Origin of the sequence: Methanoregula sp. (genome assembly GCF_003170075.1) — an archaeon.
Taxonomy (GTDB): Archaea; Halobacteriota; Methanomicrobia; order Methanomicrobiales; family Methanospirillaceae; genus Methanoregula.
The window spans coordinates 1-17,762 of the sequence record NZ_PMZU01000009.1 but is presented as its reverse complement, the minus strand read 5'-3'; the positions used below and the strand labels follow the sequence as shown (position 1 = coordinate 17,762).

General features: G+C 56.8%; 17 protein-coding genes and 1 tRNA gene. 8 read left to right on the top strand and 10 right to left on the bottom strand.

All coding sequences use genetic code 11. The features are described 5' to 3' along the window. Positions 1–69 precede the first annotated feature (69 nt). The 3 genes from QZN75_RS00675 (at position 70) to QZN75_RS00665 (ending at position 2,690) form a co-directional block, all read left to right on the top strand. Positions 70–1,872 carry a PAS domain-containing sensor histidine kinase gene (locus QZN75_RS00675; protein WP_292423426.1) on the top strand — a complete coding sequence of 601 codons (1,803 nt, stop codon included), beginning with the start codon at positions 70–72 and terminating at the stop codon, positions 1,870–1,872. Beyond that, positions 1,862–2,227, top strand: a complete 366-nt coding sequence (locus tag QZN75_RS00670) for a response regulator (protein ID WP_292423423.1) — start codon at positions 1,862–1,864, stop codon at positions 2,225–2,227. Before QZN75_RS00675 ends, QZN75_RS00670 begins: the two co-directional genes overlap by 11 nt. Before the next feature lie 127 nt (positions 2,228–2,354). After that, on the top strand, positions 2,355–2,690 hold the full coding sequence (locus tag QZN75_RS00665) for a HAMP domain-containing sensor histidine kinase (RefSeq protein ID WP_292423419.1): 336 nt from the start codon (positions 2,355–2,357) through the stop codon (positions 2,688–2,690). A 201-nt stretch (positions 2,691–2,891) separates the two neighbouring features. Here the strand turns inward: QZN75_RS00665 and QZN75_RS00660 are convergent, their stop codons facing one another. Continuing rightward, entirely contained in the window at positions 2,892–4,739 is a 1,848-nt protein-coding gene (locus QZN75_RS00660) for a threonine--tRNA ligase (protein ID WP_292423415.1), read from the bottom strand. 125 nt (positions 4,740–4,864) lie between these two features. Here QZN75_RS00660 and QZN75_RS00655 point away from each other — a divergent pair, with 125 nt between their 5' ends. Further along, positions 4,865–5,176, top strand: coding sequence for a M13-type metalloendopeptidase (locus QZN75_RS00655; protein ID WP_292423412.1), 312 nt, complete (start codon positions 4,865–4,867; stop codon positions 5,174–5,176). 117 nt (positions 5,177–5,293) lie between these two features. Here the strand turns inward: QZN75_RS00655 and QZN75_RS00650 are convergent, their stop codons facing one another. The 7 genes from QZN75_RS00650 to QZN75_RS00620 all read right to left on the bottom strand — a co-directional run bounded on the left by QZN75_RS00650 (position 5,294) and on the right by QZN75_RS00620 (position 13,659). Continuing rightward, complete coding sequence (locus QZN75_RS00650) at positions 5,294–6,079, bottom strand: RNA methyltransferase (protein WP_292423409.1); 786 nt, start codon at positions 6,077–6,079, stop codon at positions 5,294–5,296. 9 nt (positions 6,080–6,088) lie between these two features. Then, positions 6,089–6,775: a phosphoglycerol geranylgeranyltransferase gene (locus QZN75_RS00645; RefSeq protein WP_292423406.1), complete on the bottom strand. Its 687-nt coding sequence runs from the start codon at positions 6,773–6,775 to the stop codon at positions 6,089–6,091. Between the two features lie 90 nt (positions 6,776–6,865). After that, complete coding sequence (locus tag QZN75_RS00640; protein WP_292423405.1) at positions 6,866–9,694, bottom strand: DNA topoisomerase I; 2,829 nt, start codon at positions 9,692–9,694, stop codon at positions 6,866–6,868. 6 nt (positions 9,695–9,700) lie between these two features. Continuing rightward, a complete protein-coding gene (gene gatB / locus QZN75_RS00635) occupies positions 9,701–11,149 on the bottom strand; it encodes an Asp-tRNA(Asn)/Glu-tRNA(Gln) amidotransferase subunit GatB (RefSeq protein WP_292423402.1) in 1,449 nt (482 codons plus the stop codon). Further along, positions 11,146–12,450 (bottom strand): Asp-tRNA(Asn)/Glu-tRNA(Gln) amidotransferase subunit GatA, encoded by a 1,305-nt coding sequence (gene gatA, locus QZN75_RS00630; protein ID WP_292423399.1) that lies wholly within the window; start codon positions 12,448–12,450, stop codon positions 11,146–11,148. The genes gatB and gatA overlap by 4 nt, the downstream gene beginning before the upstream one ends. Further along, positions 12,450–12,719 carry an Asp-tRNA(Asn)/Glu-tRNA(Gln) amidotransferase subunit GatC gene (gatC, locus tag QZN75_RS00625; protein ID WP_292423396.1) on the bottom strand — a complete coding sequence of 90 codons (270 nt, stop codon included), beginning with the start codon at positions 12,717–12,719 and terminating at the stop codon, positions 12,450–12,452. The genes gatA and gatC overlap by 1 nt, the downstream gene beginning before the upstream one ends. Further along, entirely contained in the window at positions 12,709–13,659 is a 951-nt protein-coding gene (locus QZN75_RS00620) for an asparagine synthase C-terminal domain-containing protein (protein WP_292423393.1), read from the bottom strand. Before QZN75_RS00620 ends, gatC begins: the two co-directional genes overlap by 11 nt. 274 nt (positions 13,660–13,933) lie before the next feature. Here QZN75_RS00620 and QZN75_RS00615 point away from each other — a divergent pair. Together QZN75_RS00615 and QZN75_RS00610 are read left to right on the top strand one after the other, a co-directional pair. Then, positions 13,934–14,016, top strand: a tRNA-Leu gene (locus QZN75_RS00615). A 97-nt stretch (positions 14,017–14,113) separates the two neighbouring features. After that, entirely contained in the window at positions 14,114–14,368 is a 255-nt protein-coding gene (locus QZN75_RS00610; protein WP_292423390.1) for a hypothetical protein, read from the top strand. Positions 14,369–14,400: 32 nt separating this feature from the next. Here the strand turns inward: QZN75_RS00610 and QZN75_RS00605 are convergent, their stop codons facing one another. Beyond that, a complete protein-coding gene (locus QZN75_RS00605; protein WP_292423385.1) occupies positions 14,401–14,646 on the bottom strand; it encodes a YwbE family protein in 246 nt (81 codons plus the stop codon). An 80-nt stretch (positions 14,647–14,726) separates the two neighbouring features. Then, positions 14,727–15,473, bottom strand: a complete 747-nt coding sequence (locus tag QZN75_RS00600; protein WP_292423382.1) for a hypothetical protein — start codon at positions 15,471–15,473, stop codon at positions 14,727–14,729. Between the two features lie 182 nt (positions 15,474–15,655). Between QZN75_RS00600 and pyrC the strand changes: the two genes are divergently transcribed. Both pyrC and QZN75_RS00590 read left to right on the top strand, forming a co-directional pair. Continuing rightward, entirely contained in the window at positions 15,656–16,921 is a 1,266-nt protein-coding gene (gene pyrC, locus QZN75_RS00595; RefSeq protein ID WP_292423379.1) for a dihydroorotase, read from the top strand. Positions 16,922–17,225: 304 nt separating this feature from the next. After that, positions 17,226–17,549 carry a DUF167 domain-containing protein gene (locus QZN75_RS00590; protein WP_292423376.1) on the top strand — a complete coding sequence of 108 codons (324 nt, stop codon included), beginning with the start codon at positions 17,226–17,228 and terminating at the stop codon, positions 17,547–17,549. The last annotated feature ends 213 nt before the right edge of the window (positions 17,550–17,762 follow it).

Genomic DNA, 17,762 nt, shown 5'->3' with positions numbered 1-17,762 from the left:
TTATTCTATGCAATGTGCAGGAACAATAATGACAGATTTATACGTTACCAACGTTAATTGACATTTGTAATGGAGCGGCAGATCACCCTCAGGGAACACCGGTTCTCTCACACCGATATTGTCCGCTTCACAGTTATTGCGTCGTTTACGCTCTCCTCCATCCTGATTACGGCGATCGCTCTCTCCCGGAATATTGGCACACTCTATTCCCAGCTCTTATACTTCCCTATCCTGTATGCGGCCTATTTCTATCCCCGACGCGGGATCATTCTCGCCGGCCTGTGCGGAATCGTGTATGAATGTCTTGTGTACTTCTCGCTCTTTCCGGACATGTTCGCCCTCCTGTCGGCCACCGGCCAAGCAGTCCTCTTTATCTGCGTCGCGCTCGCAGTCGCGTACTTCACCAACAAGATCCGGATCTCAGAAGCCCGTTACCGCAGCATCTTTGAGAACTCGCTTATGGGAGTCATCCTTTTTGACAAGAATAGTTTTACGATCCAGCTTGCCAACCAGCAGGTTGCAGAGATGCTCGGACATACAACCGAAGAGCTCGGACAGATGACCTTTTCGGATCTCTTCTTCTCCCGCGACTTTCAGCGCCAGTTCTTTGAGCGCGTGGGATCAGGGGAGGACATCAGGAATTTCGAGACCTGCTTTGCCACAAAAACAAAGGAGCCTCACTGGGTCAACCTCTCCTGGAGCCGGATCGACGACACCGTGGTCAGCTGTGCGGTCATCGATATCAATGCCGAGAAACTCGCCCGGCAGGTAGCTGCCGACAGCTTAACCCAGTACCGGCAGGTGACCGAGAACTCTCCCACCGGCATGGTGATCACAGAACACACGAGAATCCAATTTGCCAACCCGGCATTCTCCTCCTTCTCCGGGTACGAACCGGCCGAATGCACAGGCAGGGACCTTGCCGACAGTGTTCTTGATCAGGACAGGGAAAGGTTCATGACTTTTGCCGGCCGCTGGAACGCAGCAACGCCGGTACCGGACCGGGCGGAGTTCCGGTTTGCCACAAAGAGCGGTGAGATCCGGCGGGCGGTTCTCTACTTTACTCCTATCACCCGGAACAACAAGCCGGCCGGGCTCATCAACATTATCGACAACACCGAATGGGAAGAATACCGCGAGCAGGTTGAGCAGACCAAAGAACGGCGGCGCGAAATGATGCGTGCCGTTGCCCACGAGCTCAGGACGCCGCTCCAGCCGATCATGGGGTACCTCAACCTGCTTCTTCATGATCCACACTCTTTCGGAGTAACTGACGAGACCCGGCAGATCCTCGACCGGTGCACAAAAAGTGTCGACCAGGAGCGCCAGATTATCAACCAGATGCTCGAAGTCTCGGTGGTGGAGGGGGAGGTAATCAGTCTTGACTATTCTGTTTTTTCCGTGCTGGGGATGGTCAATGCCGTCATCGCGAGCGGGGGGTATGCCATCAAGGCAGAGATTGTAATTGATATCCCACCTAACCTCACCTTTGAGGCCGACCGCCAGAAACTCTCCTATGTTATCAATGCGCTGGTCGCAAACGGCGTGACCTATTCCAAACCGCCAAAGAAGATCTGGATCACGTACCGGGGCTCGTCTGCCCTCCCGTTTCACCGGCTTGCAATACAGGACAACGGGATAGGTATCACCGAGGCCCAGCTCGATAAGATTTTCAAACCCGAAAACGACGGGAGCGCCGGTTCCCTCGGGCACAGCACCGGGGAGCCCGGGCTGTCGCTTGCAATTGGAAAGAAGTATGTCCAGATTCACGGGGGGTACATCAGCGTGGACAGTATCTTGAATATCGGGAGTACGTTTACCATCCATATACCAAAAAAACGACTAGATCAAGGTGATCGCCATGAAACCTAAGATTGTGGTAGTCGAGGACGATCAGCCTATCCTCGACCTTATGGATATCCTGCTGAAAAAACTGGGATACGATCCTGTACTGATCCCTAACGGACTCGACGCCCTAACCTATGTCAGAATAGAGCCGCCGGCCCTGATCCTCCTTGACATCATGATGTCGCCCCTTTCAGGTTGGGAGTTCCTGGACAGGCTGCGAACGGAATACAACCAGCGGGAGATCCCCGTGATCCTCTTTACCGCCTCACCCGTTGGTGCCGAGAGAATGGCAGAACTTCATGACCCGAAACTGGGAATTCTCCAGAAACCGGTCACCTTCGACGAACTCAAAACCACCCTCCAACAATTTCTTGCATAATTTTCCCGGACACCGGGAACATGGCGACCTTTTTTGTGAATAATTACCTGCGCGTGTTTATCAGGGTTTTTTCCAGGTACGCCACGATGCCGGGCCGGCGCCGGGTTTTGCCATTTTTGCCGACCCGATGTTTGCCAAAGTGCTGTACAACCTCTGCGACAACTCGCCGGGGTACATGCCCGTCATACCGCGGATACACCGCGAACCTGTAAAGACCGGGTGCATGCTTATCTCTGAGGACGACGGGATAGGAATTCCGCAGGACAAGAAGAAATTGATCTTCGAACGCGGTCTTACCACCTCGCCCGGTCCCACAACGTCATCCGGCCTTGGCCTGCTTTTGGTCCGGGACATTCTTGCCATCACTGGCATTACTATAAAAGAGACCGGGATACCCGGGGTGGGCTCGCGGTTCGAGGGAGTCATTCCTCCGGGGAAGTGGAGAATTGCACCGGCGGAGTAGTCATGGGCACTCTTTTCATGAAGGAGTGCGCCCCGGCGCAAAGAGAGCCCCGGTTTTCCATGATACTGATAATTTATGTCTTTATTTCCGTGATTGCGGGGGGACCGATACGATCCCTCTGATCCTGACCTTATCCTGATATCCGTTCAAACGGTCGGTAACCTCAAAACAGACATTCCGAAAAAAAGAAAGAAAAAAGGTTTAGATATACCGCGCTTTTAAGGAGAGTTTGCGCGGGGTATAGAGTGGACAGAACGGCTTCTCAGCAATCTCTTTCTTTACGGCAGCAGCAAGGGAATCCACGGTCATCTGCTCCTTGAATGGCTTGTTGGGCTGCGATTTCTTCCGGACGGTCACGGTCAGCTTCTTCGATGCGACTTCGTCATCGCCGACCACGATCACGTACGGAACCCAGTCCATTCCGGCTTCACGGACTTTCTTTCCGACACTTTCCTCGCGGTCATCGATGTCGCAGCGGATGCTCTGTGCATTAAGGGCGTCGCAGACTTCCTGTGCATACGCGGTGTGGCGCTCGGCAACCGGTACGACACGCACCTGTGTCGGTGAGAGCCAGGTCGGCAGGGCCGGGACTTTCTGGGTCGAGATGTTTTCGAGGATCGCACAGATCACGCGCTCGACACTTCCGGTTGGGGAGCAGTGAAGGATGGGCGGGTGAACCGGGGTTCCGTCATCCTTGAAGTATTTGATATCAAAGCGGGTCGAACTCTCGACATCGATCTGGACGGTCGGGTTCTCGATCGGGCGGTTCTGGCCGTCGATCGCCGCAAGGTCGATCTTGGCTTCCCAGTAGTGGATACGCTCGGAGAGGATCTCGAGAAGCATCGGGCAGTCAGATTCTTTCACGATCTTTTTGACCCATGCCTCGTTCTCATCGTAGAACTTCTTTGTGCACCGGAATGCAGCGACGAGTTTTGTTTCAAAGTCCCGGCCGGTCTGCCAGCCGATGGCAAGCTGCTCCTCGAAGCACTTCATTGCCTCGGGCATATCAGTACAGAGCGTGTGCATGTCGGGCATCGTAAAACAGCGCAGGCGCTTTAACCCGATCACTTCACCTTTCTGTTCGTGCCGGAAGGAGTAGGTGGAGAGCTCGTACATCTTTAAGGGGAGGGTGTTTTTCGAGATGTGCATGTCCCGCATGATCGAGAACATGCCAAAGCATGCAGCAAATCTGAGCATCATGTCCCGGTTGTTGCTCTTGAACCGGTACTGCCGCTCGCCGAATTTGGCCGCGTGCTCGCAGATTGCCTTGTCGCCAAGGTCGTACATCACCGGGGTCTCGACCGGGGTCGCACCGTAGGGGAGCAGGATGGTAAGGACGTAATCGGCCAGCAGATCGCGGACGAGCTTGCCCTTGGGCATCCAGCGCAGGCAGCCGACATCGCTTGCCGGTTCGTAATCGACGAGCTCCTTAGCGCGCATCAGGCCGACATGGGCCGGTTCGCCGCCGGTCGGCTCTGCGACACCGAGCTCCTTTTTCACGAGGCAGCCAAACGGCGTGTTGTCGAGATATTCGTGGTAGTCGTGGGACTTCCCGTCAGGAGTGAGGACAAACCAGTCGTGGGTGACCTCTTTCTTGCCCTTCTTTATAGAGATGGCTTCTCCTTCTTCGCCGCCGGGCACAATCGTCTTTGAGAGCTCGGAGAGCGGGTGGCCCTTGCACGAGATTTTGAAAGACTTGTACCAGCCAAACGGCGCACGTTTGACGGCAAACCCTTCTGCGGTAAGGCCATCTTTTATCGCGTTTAAGGCCGGCACCGCGACATTGGCGGGTGCGAGATCGCTTGAGAGGTGTGCATACGGGTAGATGACGATCTTTTCCGTATGAACCTGGCCCGCAGTCTTCTTTATTTCATCAATGGCCTGGGCGATCACGCCTTCAATATCTTCCTGGTCAACGGACTCTACCGCAGAGAATACGGTGAGCGCGTCTTCTTCGCGATCCGCGAGGACGCCTCCCTCCTCGGCCATCTTTGTTTTCTTTTTTGCTTCGTATTCGATGTAATCTGAATGTATCAGAAGAAGTCGCATTGCTTCATCTCCAGTCCGGAACGATTATTCGTATAAAATGGGTTCTTAATGTATATACCCTCATTGCCCCCGACACCTGGTTGGTTCCGGGCATCCCTGAGAGAATTACATTATTTCTTATTCTCGTGATACCTGGAGAGGGTGGCCTGACGCCTGCCTATCATGCATGGAAGGATACAGAAAACCAGTCATCAGGTTACGAAGTATCCAATTATACTGCGGACCGGCAGTTCTTCTTCGTGGCTGCACAAATGTGGCGGGCAAATTACCGGGAGGAGGCGTTACGCAACCAGGTATATACTGATCCCCATACCACGGCCAGATACCGGGTGGACGGCGCCCTGTTCAATATTCCGGAATTCTACGACGCATTCCCGGAGATCCAGCCCGGTGACGCTTTGTACCGGAATGTCAGCGAGAAGCAAATCATCTGGTAACTTTTTTTGTTACACCGGAAAACGTCGCCAGCCTGAAATTATCATATTTTTACGGTAATTATATCACTATCTGTGCCGGTCACAGGAGAAACCCGGTAGGCAACAAAAAAAAGTGATCTATTCCTTACCTGTATTCGGAACCCGGTCGGCCTCCCCCTCAGCGTGCTGGTTCTTGTGCCGCCGCTGGGCCTCTTTTTCCCTGTCGAGCGCATCGGGATCGATGTGCCACTCGGTCCGGCGCAGGAGGCCGTGCACGGTGCTTGCCTCCCGGGTCGTAAGGCCGGCCCGCCCGAGAATGCGGCGGATCATGATCATCGTATTCTCGCGCTTGAACGCCGGGTGGTGCACCTCATCAAGGAACCGGTCGATATGCCGGTACAGGTATCCCATCTCGTAGGGCGAGGCGAGCCGGTACTCCTTGCTCGGGAGGTTCGTGAGCTCGTAGCAGACAATACCGACCGCATGGGAGAGGTTCATGATCGGGTAATCGTCCGCAGTCGGGATTGTGCAGATTATGTCGCTCTTCTTCACCTCGTCGTTATTGAGCCCCCAGTTCTCGCGCCCGAAGAGGATCGAGACCCTCCCCTCCGCAGTGCCGATCCGCTCCCGGAGTTCATGGGGGGAATAGAAGGGCATCCTCATCGGGGTGCAAACTGATTTACTAACCTGCCCGGTCGTCGCGACCACGATACTGCTCCGGGCAAACACATCCTCGATAGTGCAGACCTCCGCATTCTCCAGGACATCCTGCGCATGGGAGGCGCGGGCTTTCGCCTCGTTCCCGAGTTTACAGGGATCGATGAGCACCATCCGGGTAAACCCGAAATTTTTCATCGCCCGGGCGGCAAACCCCACATTTCCCTCATAGAGAGGGGCCACGAGCACGATGTCAATTTCAGGCATAAAAAAAGGTTACTGGACCGCGTCCACGGTTGCCTTGAGGACGGCGGCGCCCTGGTCATAGACTGCGTTCCCGACCACGATCGTATCCGCGTATTTCCCCATAAGAGCGGCTTTCTCAGCCGAATTGATCCCGCCGCCATAGTACAGGATCGACTGGTCAAGCGCTTCGGAGGCCGCTTTCACGACCGCGGGATCGCCGTACGTCCCGGAGTATTCGATATAGACGATCGGGAAATGGAAGTAGTGGTCCGCGACGGAGGTATACGCCGCCACCTCGGAAGGTTTGAGGTCACAGATCGCCTTTGTAACCCGGCCCACCGATGAGTTGGGGTTGAGTACGATGTATGCCTCGGGAACGACTGCATCCCACGGGATACGGCCGTTCTGCTGCTGCACCCAGTAACGGTGCTTCCCGACGATCCACTGCACGTCGGTCGTGTTCATCACGCTGGGCACAAAGACATAATCGATCCCATCGAGGAGCACTGCCTCGGGACCGGCGGGTTCCATCACGAGCGGCAGGTCGTACGCGGCGAGCTGCTTCTGGAGGGAAAGCAGGTTCTCTTTGGTCACGTTCAGCGTGCCCGAGAGCATCAGTGCGTCGGTCCCGCTCGTGGCGATCGCATCGATGTCACCGGCTTTGAGCTGCTTGTCAGGGTCGAGTTTGGTCACATGCACCCAGTCTTTCCACTTCATGTCAGTATCAGAAGTACATGTGTTGTTTATCTCAATAAAACGGTGCTATGTCCCCGCCGCGGGACATTATGAGTTCACAAAAAAAGGAGATCAGATCCTGATGATCGCGTTTTCGCGTTTCTTTTGTAAGAGGGTCTGGTAAGTCCGGATCTTGTCTGCGTCAATCCCGGTGGTGGCACTGAGCTGCTGTATATCCGCAGCGAGCAGGTTGTCCCCGTTGATGACCCCGGCACCGGCAAATTTCTCTGCCACGGTCTCGGTCAGGCCCTTCACCGAAAGCAGTTCCTTTCGCCCTTTCTCACTCCGAACACGGGGGACCTTTACGGGCACGGGCCGGTGCAGGTATTCGCAGACAAGCGCCACGTGCCGGTTCACGGTACCGGTACTCATGCCGGTCTTCTTGCTCAGGTTTTCAGGCGTGGTTGAAACAAATTCATCCGGGCTGATAATCCCTGCCGCGATGTACTTCTTGAGGCTTACCGCTGGAATGCCCATCACCTTTAAGAGCTGCCCGTTGTAGGTGATCCGGGCTTCGGTCAGGAGGTCGTGTGCCTCGTTCTCGCCGATACCGGCTTTCTGGAGGGTGCCCGGGTCTGCCTTTGCGAGGTCGGCAAGATCTGACACCCCGGACTCTTTCAAGGCCGTCATGATCTTTGAATAACTGCGCCCTTTTCTTGGGATCAAGTGGTTTCGCATGAACTTGCGGCACTCGGAGCGCCGGCGCAGTTTTTCGAGCACGCCTTCTGCCTCGGTTTTAAGTTTCTGCGCTGCCTCCGGTGCCAGTTCAAGGGTTTTAGAAAGGCGTTCAGGCTCGCTGCGGGCGATCTCGGCAACGGTGTAGATGTGCCGGGACCGGGCTTTTTCCAGGAGAGCCTCATTCATAGAGGGGATCTCGGTGAGTGATTCTGTATTGGAACTGATGTGATGGCAGAGCGGACACCCGATATCCCAGGGACGGGCGCCTTTTCTCACGAGGCGTACGAAATGGAGGTGGTGCTTCTCGCAGATGTCATCGGTGCGTACTGCCCAGCCCCACATGGTGACCGGGAGGCCGATGTTGAACGTGCACTCGGGGTACCGGGAGCACCCGATGAACTGGGTCGAGCCCCGCAGGTGCTTGATCGCGAGCGTCCCGCCGCAGACCGGGCATTTGCCGAGGTTGAGCTCTTCTGCGGTCCGGTTCCGGATGTCGTCCCCTATCACCTGTTCGTTTGCCTCGAGCTGGTCGAATGCCGCGTGCAGCATGCTGCGGGACTCTTTTACGACGTCGTCGCTGGTGCTCTTGCTCTCCTTTATCTGCTGCATGTGCGACTCGATCGTCTGGGTCATGTCGGGTTTGGTGATCGCATCGGCATGGTGTTCGAGCGCTTCGGTCACGACACGGCCCACAAGGGTCGGGCGCAGCGGGTTTCCTTCCACATACTTGCGGGAGACGAGTTTCGCAATCACCTCGTGCCGCGTGCTCTTTGTCCCGAGACTGAGTTCCTCCATTCTCTGGATAAGCTTGCTCTGCGTGTACCGGGCCGGGGGCATCGTCTCCTTTTCATCGAGGGAAACCTTGCGGATCGGCAGTTTCTCACCTGCAGCAAACGCCGGGAGGATCGTCTCCTTTGCCTCGGAGAAGGGGTAGACCTCATGCCAGCCCGGTTCGATCAGATACCCTCCGGTCGTGGTGTAGGGCTCGCCGCCGGCATCGAAATTAACTTTTAAGGTCTGCCAGAGCGCGTCCGGAGCCAGGGTCGCAAGGAACCGGCGGAGCACGAGTTCGTAGATCCGGAATGCATCGTCCCCGATCCCATCCCGGGTGGCAACCCCGGTCGGGTGGATTGGCGGGTGGTCGGTGGTGGACTTCTTGCCCCGGGTCGGCTCCGGGCGCCGGTGGGCGATCGTCCACTCCACATCTTTTTTAAATGGTGAATTCCGGATAGTCGCAAGCACGCCGTTTAAGTCAAGTGATGCCGGATAGACCGTGTTATCGGTCCTCGGGTATGAGATGTACCCGTTCATGTATAATTCTTCGGCGATCCGCATTGCATTTGCCGCGGAAAAACCGAGCCGGGCGGCGGCAACGATATAGGTTGTCGTATCGAATGGCGAGGGGGACCGGTCCTGCTTGGTCCCTTCCCTGATCTCAGTCACGACCAGCGGTTCTTTTGTCCGGTCGCGGGCGAGTTCTGCGGTTTTCTGGTCCTTGAACCGGCCGTTCGTGTGCCGGGCCTCGATCTGCTCCCCGGCCTTCTCGGTCATAAGGCCGAGCTGCCAGTACTTCTCCGGGACAAATTTCTCGATCTCCTTTTCCCGGTCGACGATCATGGAGAGCGTGGGACTCTGCACCCGGCCGACCGAGAGGATGTTATTTCCCCCCCGGCGTGCGGCAAGCGAGATGAACCGGGTCAGCGACGCGCCCCACATCAGGTCGATGGACTGCCGTGCCTCGCCTGCTGAGGCAAGCGCGAAGTCAAGATCGGTCGTATTCGCAAACGCGCTTTTTATTTCCTGCGGGGTGATCGCAGAGAACCGGGCCCGGTCGACCTTCACGTTCCGGTTGACGGCCCGGATCAGTTCGTACGCCTCTTTTCCGATTAGCTCCCCCTCGGTATCAAAATCGGTTGCAATGGTGACACGCTCTGCGTGACGGGCCAGTTTCTGGAGGAGCGCGACGATCCTTTTCTCGGTTGGCACCTTGATGGTCTTTGCATCGATCAGGCTGCGGGGGGTGTACTTTTCACTGCGCCAGTTCTCGTAGCCGGGCTCGAAGTCGACTTCGACAACGTGGCCGCGTAGCCCCACGGTTGTCGTGTCGCCGAAACTGTAGGTCGAGACCCCGGCATCCTTCTTCTCGACGACTTTTTGTCCCCCGGCAAGGATCTGGGCGATCCTGCGGGCCGAGATGTTCTTTTCTGCAACGATCAGGTGCACGTCAGGTCACTGCTCCGCACTCTTAAGGGCCTCAACCATCAGCCGGTTGAGCTCGCCCGGATCGGCGCGGCCCCTCGTCTTTTTCATGGTCTGGCCGACAAGGAAGTTCAAGGCCCCGTTCTTTCCGGCCTTGTAATCTTCGACGGCTTTCGGGTTCTCTGTGATGACATCGTGGACGGCACCCAGAAGCGCCGCATCGTCGCCCGTGGTTTTTGCAAGGTTTAAGCGGGAAACAATCGCTTCAGGTGTCTCGACCGTCTCACCCTTGAGTCGCTCATCGAGCATTACCCGCATGACCTCGATACCGCTCTTGTCGGTGATCGTCCCTGCTTTTAAGAGCACCAGCAGGCCGGTGAACCTTTTTGCGTCCAGCGCATCAATACCCATGCTTCGGTAGTTGAGTTCGCCGGCAAGTGTATCGGCAATCCAGGTTGCCGCGAGTTTACAGAGCCCGTTCCCGTCCCCTGCAACGACAGCCTCAAAAAAGTTTGCCATCTTAAGTTCGCCGGTGAGGGTGCGGGCGTGGTTTAAGGAACACCCGTACTGCTGCACGAAGCGCTCGCGCCGGGCATCGGGGAGCTCGGGGAGCTTGACGTCTTTTACCCAGGACTGGACGCGGAGCGGGCGGAGATCCGGCTCCGGGAAGTACCGATAGTCGTTCTCCTGTTCCTTTGACCGTGCCGACTGGGTGATCCCCCGGGCCTCAAGGTAGTGCCGGGTCTCGCGATCGACTTTAAGGCCGCGCCGGAGCTGGTTCTTCTGCCGGGTCACCTCGAACGTAAGCGCCCTCTCAACCCCTTTGTATGAGGTGATGTTTTTGATCTCGACCCGCTCGCTGCCCCGGAGCGAGATGTTTGCATCGACACGGAGCGAGCCTTCTTTTTCGGGATCAAAAACGCCGAGGTATTCGAGCGTGGCCCGCAGTTTGTTTAAGAACTTGCGCGCCTCTTTTGGCGAGCGCATCTCCGGTTCTGATACAATTTCGATAAGCGGGATGCCCGCACGGTTGTAGTCCACGAGAGAGTACCGGCCGCGTTCGGCGTTACCCATATGCACGAGCCGGCCCGGGTCTTCCTCGACGTGGATGCGGGTGAGCTGGATCCTCCGCTCCTTCCCGTCGTCCCCCTCGATCCCCACATATCCCCCCAGGGCAAGCGGCTTGTCGTACTGCGTGACCTGGTAGGCCTTGTCGAGGTCGGGATAAAAGTAGTTCTTCCGCGAAAACTCGGACTCGGGAATAACCGTACAGTTGAGGGCTTTTGCTACCCGCATTGCGTACTCGATTGCCCTCCTGTTGAGTACTGGCATCGTGCCGGGAAGACCGAGGCAGACCGGGCAGACGTGGGTGTTAGGGCCGTCATTCCGGTAATCGGTCGAACAGCCGCAGAAGAGCTTGCTCTTTGTGTCGAGCTGGCAGTGGACTTCGAGACCTACAACGACATCGGCGTCGATCATGGCTTCACCGCCTGCTCGTAGGCATACGCAACATCGATGACGCGCTCGTCCTCAAACGGCCTGCCCATGACCTGGAGACCGACCGGCATACCCTGCACCTTCCCGCAGGGAACTGAGATCGCCGGGATACCGGCAAGGTTGACCGGCACCGTGAGAATATCGGAGAGATACATGGAGAGCGGGTCGCTTTTCTCACCGAATTTAAACGCAATCGTGGGCATCGTCGGGCCGCAGAGCACATCCACATCGGAGAAGAGCCGGGTGAAGTCCTTTCTTACATTCTCCCGGGCGACCTGCGCCTTTGCGTAGTACTTGCCGTAGTAGCCCGATGAGAGGGCAAACGTCCCGAGCATGATCCGGCGCCTGACCTCGGGGCCGAACCCCTGCTTTCGCACGTCCTGGTATGCCGCATGCCACGATTTTTTGGTGTCTGCGGCAGGGCCGTACCGCACGCCATCGAACCGTGCGAGGTTGGAACTGGCCTCGCTCGTGCAGATTACGTAGTAGGCGGCAAGGGCGTATTCCATCGAAGGAATACTGCACGGGACGGTGACGGCACCGAGTTCTTCGAGCCGGGCGATTGCACGCCGTACGACGGTTCCAACATCGGGGTCGACACCTTTTCCGAAATATTCCTCGGGAATACCGATCCGGAGCCCCTTTATGTCAGCGGACGGGGTGTGGGCGTAGGGCTTGTCATACGAGGTGGTATCCTTCCGGTCATTGCCGGAGATCACCGACATGAGGAGCGAGACATCAGAAACATTTGTTGCCATCGGCCCGATCGTTTCCAGCGAGTTCGCGTACGCGATCAGGCCATACCGGGAGACCCGGCCGTACGTGGGCTTGAACCCCACGATCCCGCTGAATGCGGCAGGACACCGGATCGAGCCGCCGGTATCGGTACCAAGGGCCATCCGTACCATGCCTGCCGCTACCGCCGCCGCGCTGCCCCCGGAGGATCCGCCGGGCACACGGCCCGTGTCGCAGGGGTTGAGCGTGGGGCCGAACGCCGAGTTCTCGGTACTCGTCCCCATCCCGAACTCGTCCATGTTTGTCTTGCCGGCGATTGCGGCACCGGCGTTCTTTATGAGGCCGACCGCGTGCGCATCGTACGGCGGGACGTATCCTTTGAGGATCTTCGAGGCGCAGGTGGTCTCGATCCCCTGTGTCGAGATATTGTCCTTGACCGCAACCGCGATCCCAGCAAGTTTTCCCTCGCTGTGGGAAGGCTTTGCGCAGACTTTTAAGAAGGCGTTGTACCGGTCGTCGGGCTCGAAGTTGATCGTGTGCACGGCCACTACATCACCCGGGGTGCCTTGATAAAACCGTCTTCCTGTGCACCGGCATTTCGTGTCGCTTCATCCTGCGAAAGGGAGGGTTCGACCACGTCTTCCCGCATCACGTTATAGAGATCCCGGGCGACCGCGTCATCGCCATGCACCCGGTCAAGCACGTCAAAATATTCCACAATGGCGTTGAACTGGCCGGTAAAAATGGCCAGTTCGGAGGTATCGATGCCGATATCGGCAAGTTCACCGATATGTTCCACGTCTTTTTCAGTGACCATGTTCCACCCGTCCGATGTGGTCTATGTAATCTTGCACGGACGTTTTATAACCATTTTTACGGGCAAGCTTCTTCAATACTCCCCAGACCCCGCTCCCGTACTGCATGGCCTTTTTGCCATATCCTGCCAGTTCTGGCGGGATATGGCGCTCTGCAACCTCCCGGAGCGGGATCTTCCGCTGCCCGTCGTGCACCTTCTCATGAGCCGGGATCGCGCGTGCAGCGCGCACAACCCGGATATCAAGGTAAGGCATGGAGAGGTACGTGCCGTGAAGGGCGGCAACTGCCTGGTCCCGTTCTGCCTGTGCCTCAAGCCCAAGAACATCACGGGCGAGATCCTCTTCGAGCGTGGGAGAGGAGAGGTACCGGGCGTAGCCGCCGAAGAGTTCATCAGCTCCCTGTCCGGTGATGATGCGCCGGTACCCGTGCGTCCCCGCCCACCGGGCGATGAAGTACTGGGTGACTGCGATGCTGGTGTTGACCGGGTCTTTTTTCGGGATCGCGGAAATAACCTCGGGGAGCGCGTCTGCAATCTCATCTGTGGTTATCTCCACTTCGGTGCAGGAAAGACCAAGCAGCTCTGCTGCATGCCGGGCCTGTGCAAGATCGTGAGATCCTTCACGGCCGACTGCCACGCATTCCCGCTGCGCGAGTGCGGCAACGAGGCTTGAATCCACCCCTCCCGAGAACGCAGTCACGCCCTCATCGCTCCTGAGGCGGACTGCCGTTACAATCGCTTCGTCCAGTGTGCAGGGTGCAGGATCGGGATCGATCGAAAACCGCACCTGCCCGTTGCAGACAAGCGTACCTTTCGGACCCGGGCCCGGGATAATGCCGAAATGGTCGCGTGCATGGCAGGTATCAAACGAGAGTGCAAACTCGCCACCGAAGGTGCGGATCTTTTCCGGATCTGCCTGTACGATCTTCTCAACATCAGCCATGGAGAGCCTGTTACCGTTAAGCTCGACCCAGCCTGTAGACTGAAACAAGGTTATGCACTCGCCGGATAGTGTATGGTACCGGATATGCATATAATGCGTGGCAATGAGGTAGCACCAGATCCGGGTGGAGGCAGGGTTCAGGAGTACTGGGGAACCGGTGAGAATCCGCGGGAAAAATGCATATTCTGGACGGAGTATCGTGCCATGGGCTTCTGCCGACCGGCACTCCCCCGGTCACGATTCTTTTTATCGTACAGACGAAATACTATAGAGCGCGAGGGTACGAAAGTGGCCAACTCGGCTGGACTTAAGATCCAGTTCCGCAGGGATTCATGGGTTCGACTCCCATCCCTCGCATAAGTCCTGTTTTCTTGTATGTACATCCTGTGTCCGGCCCCGGGTTGGCGCCCAACCGGGAAAGTCCTTATTGGCTCATAGCAGGATACACTCCTGTATGACTCTGGTGAAAAAACACAGATTACGAACAAAGAAATCCCTGACCGACACCCTTCCGGAGATGGTAGTTTCCGCTCTGGCCAATCACGAAGATTTCATCGTGACCTATGAAACCGATCCTGAAACCAAAAAGAAGTCGCTGTATGTGATGACCGGAGATCTGATCACCCCTGATATGCTCGCAACCCTTAAAGAACAGATCGCGCAACGGAAAGAAGAGGGGTGTACCATCATCACCCGGGACTGGAAATAAAACCGGTAATGCTTTTTTAGATATGGTGGTATTCAGCGTTTGGGAGTTCCAAGAGAATCCTGACCGATAATCCCTGCAACCCGTCCCACACACCCGTCCCTGAGCCGGACCTTGATGCCGTGCGGGTGAAACGAGGAATTTGTCAGGATCTCCTGCACGATTCCCCGTGTGAGTTTTCCGCTCCGCTGGTCGGCCTTGAGGATTATATCGACTGTGCAGCCAGGATAGATTGCGTCACGGCATTTTCCACTGGTTATCGGGTCAGGTCGGTTTTCCATGGGAATGTGCAGAATATGTTCAGATATGGGAGACCGGAATATCCCGGTAATGATGTCGTTTTTAAAATGCAGGTAAAAAATTATGAGCTTGTCGTTGGTGCATCGTACGCACCGATACCGGACTCGATCCAGCCGAGAGTGGTCAACCACCCATGATTTTCCCCATGCATCGTCAGCACGGTGATCCGGTTTTCATATGCATTGGACTCCGGTGTAAAGATCGTCCAGGAATTTGTCGCCTCCAGACTGGCGCTGATGCTTACACTTGCCGAAGGTGCGGCTGTATAATTGGCATAGGTACTGGTGAGATACTCAAAGCACTCCGGATTACCTCCGGTTTTTGTATCGCTGGCAGGACATGCCACCGTATGGATTCCCTGAACCGGGCGGAACACGGCCGCATTCTCAACGGGCGAGCGCGTGTCGATCAGCGTATGCGACGATGCGTTCACGACAAGTGTGATGGCGGTCGTCCGTGCGCTCCCGTTGACGGCAGGCTGCCCGATTGTCGGGGCAGAGACTTTCAGGAGCGTTGCCTTGCCGGTATCATACAGTGTGACCGTCCAGTCGCCGGGAACCCCGGAGACATGCTTGCCGCTGATCTGTGCAACCACCGGTGAGTTCCCGTTCAGGTCTGCAGGCACCGGCAAAAAAAGCGTGACGTTTGAAAGGACGGTATCGGTCGTAATGGTGCAGCTGTATGCATAGGTGCCGGTGAGCGAGTTCCTGTATGTTGTATCGATATATGACGTATACGAGACAACGGCAACAAAAAGTACCAGAATAAGGATGAAGAGCCCCAGCGTGATTTTAATGATCTTATCCATGATCTCCCCCGTGGTGCCGGATCCACCGCAGGAGTGCCGGTATAAGACAGGCCCGGCTTCTCCGGCACGATATCATACTATTCCGGGACGCAACAGAAAAAACATTGTATTCCCCGAGAGCGTCCTGACGGTTTCCTGTGAAAAACAGCACGACTATATGGTCCGGTGCCGATCATATCTGCATGGAACGCCGTCCCGCTCTCGTGCTCGCAAACGTCCAGCTTCCCAAAGGCCGCAGAGCGGATATTACGATCCGGGATGGCCGGGTCGTTCACACCGGCGCCGGGACAGCAGCCGACCGGGTGATCGACTGCACAGGCCTTTTTGTCCTGCCGGCGGCTGTCGATGTCCATGTCCACATGCGGGGCGGGAGCCAGTCGGCAAAGGAGGACTGGACAACCGGAAGCATGAGCGCCCTTGCCGGGGGGGTGACCGTTGTCGTCGACCAGCCAAACACGGTCCCGCCGCTGACGACACCAGAAGCGTTTTTGGCCCGGGTCCGCGAGGCACAGGCACACTCGTTCTGCAGTTTTGCAATAAACAGCGGAGTCACCCCGGATACCCCGTTTGAGGCGATGTGGGCGGCAGGGGCGATGGCTTTTGGCGAGACCTTTTTTGCACCTTCAAGCTACGGCGAGGCACTGGGCACCCTGGAACTCTCCCGTGCGCTTGGTCGTATCCGGGCTCTCGGAGGACTGGCCACGATCCATGCAGAAGGCGTTGCTCCGGGACAGGATATTGATCTTGCCACCCACGATGCCCTGCGCTCACCTGAACGCGAGCGGGAGGCAGTGATCGCGGTGCAGGCCAGTAATCCGGGCGGCTGCCGGATCCATTTCTGCCACATGAGCACGGCCACAGCGATCGATGCCGCACGGGGAACTGTAGAAGTGACACCTCATCACCTCTTCCTCTCCCGGGAAAAAACCGGGGCCGCCGACACGCGGTTCAAGGTTAACCCCCCGGTCAGGAGCGAGAGGGAGCGAAAGGACCTCTGGGCACACTGGAACCGGATTGATATGATTGCCTCAGATCACGCCCCCCACACGAAGGCTGAAAAATCGCACCCCTTCGAAAAGGCACCTTCCGGGGTCCCGGGCGTGGAAACTATGGTGCCCCTTCTCATGGCTGAGGTGCTCGACCGGCGGATCACCCTGCCTGACCTGATCCGGAAGACCGCAACCGCACCTGCCGCGCTCATCGGCATTCCACCGGCAGGTTTTGCACCCGGTGACCGGGCAGATTTTGCACTGTACCCTCATGCTGCGGTGACTGTGGAGCCGGAACTTCTGCATAGCAGGTGCGGCTGGACACCATTTGAAGGGCACCGGGCGGTCTTTCCCCGGACCGTGATCCGGGGCGGGACCGTGGTATATGATCATGGAGAGTTCTGTCGCAGAGAGCCGGTCTGGTTTGCCGGCCGGGGCTACACTCCCACGGATACGTGAGCGGATTTTTGCCGGGCAAGTTGTACCTGACTGTGCAAAGGACACGGTGGGCTTCGGATGGGGTTTTGGCCACGAAACGATAAAGAACCCGGAGAACAGATGAAAGAGGGTGCCGATATAGCGCACCCATAGGTCCCCGGGTGATCGATTGACAAGTGTCTGGACGTGATCCATGGGACAACCCGGGTGCGCGACAGGCATCGCCCGGCCGAGGGTTTTATCCACCGGTGAAGGACGGCAGCAGCCACTGGTGATCCGTGTGTGTTTAAGCCGGGCGACATTTCCTTTCTCGTGAGGATGCTCCATGTCAACGATGACAGATGCACTTTTCGATGACCGTAACGGTACACTGATTGTCATCGAGGTCTCTCCCGGTGCAAAATCAGCACTCTTTCCTGCGGGCTACAACGAATGGAGAAAGGCAATTGGCTGCCGGGTCACGGCTCCTGCGGTTGACGGGAAGGCAAACAAAGCGGTGATCGGGCTTATCAGCACCACGATCGGGGTGCCGGCCTCCGCAGTTTCTATTGTGTCCGGGCTCACCTCGTCTCAGAAGAAGGTACGGATCGCCGGTGTCACCAGAGCGCAGCTTGCCGGGCAGATCTGTGCGGGTAGAGAAAAAGAATAATCCGGGAGATCCCGTCAGATTATTAACAGTACATGGTTAAACGGGCACTGTTTTTTTGAACCGTGTGAAAAAAGGCCTGAGCACGAACCTACACTTTAAGTAATTCCACACGTTATATATATTTTATACCTATGATCAGGCAATTCATCCATCGCATGATACATGGGGGTGCGTTTACGTGTATTCACCGGATACTACCAAGTACCTTATTCA

Excerpts from the sequence above, each read along its gene's own strand:
- QZN75_RS00645 (WP_292423406.1), bottom strand. The coding sequence starts at position 6,775 with ATGAAGTGGAAAGACTGGGTGCATGTGACCAAACTCGACCCTGACAAG.
- QZN75_RS00675 (WP_292423426.1), top strand. The coding sequence starts at position 70 with ATGGAGCGGCAGATCACCCTCAGGGAACACCGGTTCTCTCACACCGAT.
- QZN75_RS00605 (WP_292423385.1), bottom strand. The coding sequence starts at position 14,646 with ATGGAAAACCGACCTGACCCGATAACCAGTGGAAAATGCCGTGACGCA.
- QZN75_RS00590 (WP_292423376.1), top strand. The coding sequence starts at position 17,226 with ATGTCAACGATGACAGATGCACTTTTCGATGACCGTAACGGTACACTG.
- QZN75_RS00650 (WP_292423409.1), bottom strand. The coding sequence starts at position 6,079 with ATGCCTGAAATTGACATCGTGCTCGTGGCCCCTCTCTATGAGGGAAAT.
- QZN75_RS00665 (WP_292423419.1), top strand. The coding sequence starts at position 2,355 with ATGTTTGCCAAAGTGCTGTACAACCTCTGCGACAACTCGCCGGGGTAC.
- gatB (WP_292423402.1), bottom strand. The coding sequence starts at position 11,149 with ATGATCGACGCCGATGTCGTTGTAGGTCTCGAAGTCCACTGCCAGCTC.
- QZN75_RS00600 (WP_292423382.1), bottom strand. The coding sequence starts at position 15,473 with ATGGATAAGATCATTAAAATCACGCTGGGGCTCTTCATCCTTATTCTG.
- QZN75_RS00620 (WP_292423393.1), bottom strand. The coding sequence starts at position 13,659 with ATGGCTGATGTTGAGAAGATCGTACAGGCAGATCCGGAAAAGATCCGC.
- pyrC (WP_292423379.1), top strand. The coding sequence starts at position 15,656 with ATGGAACGCCGTCCCGCTCTCGTGCTCGCAAACGTCCAGCTTCCCAAA.
- QZN75_RS00660 (WP_292423415.1), bottom strand. The coding sequence starts at position 4,739 with ATGCGACTTCTTCTGATACATTCAGATTACATCGAATACGAAGCAAAA.
- gatC (WP_292423396.1), bottom strand. The coding sequence starts at position 12,719 with ATGGTCACTGAAAAAGACGTGGAACATATCGGTGAACTTGCCGATATC.
- QZN75_RS00610 (WP_292423390.1), top strand. The coding sequence starts at position 14,114 with ATGACTCTGGTGAAAAAACACAGATTACGAACAAAGAAATCCCTGACC.
- QZN75_RS00670 (WP_292423423.1), top strand. The coding sequence starts at position 1,862 with ATGAAACCTAAGATTGTGGTAGTCGAGGACGATCAGCCTATCCTCGAC.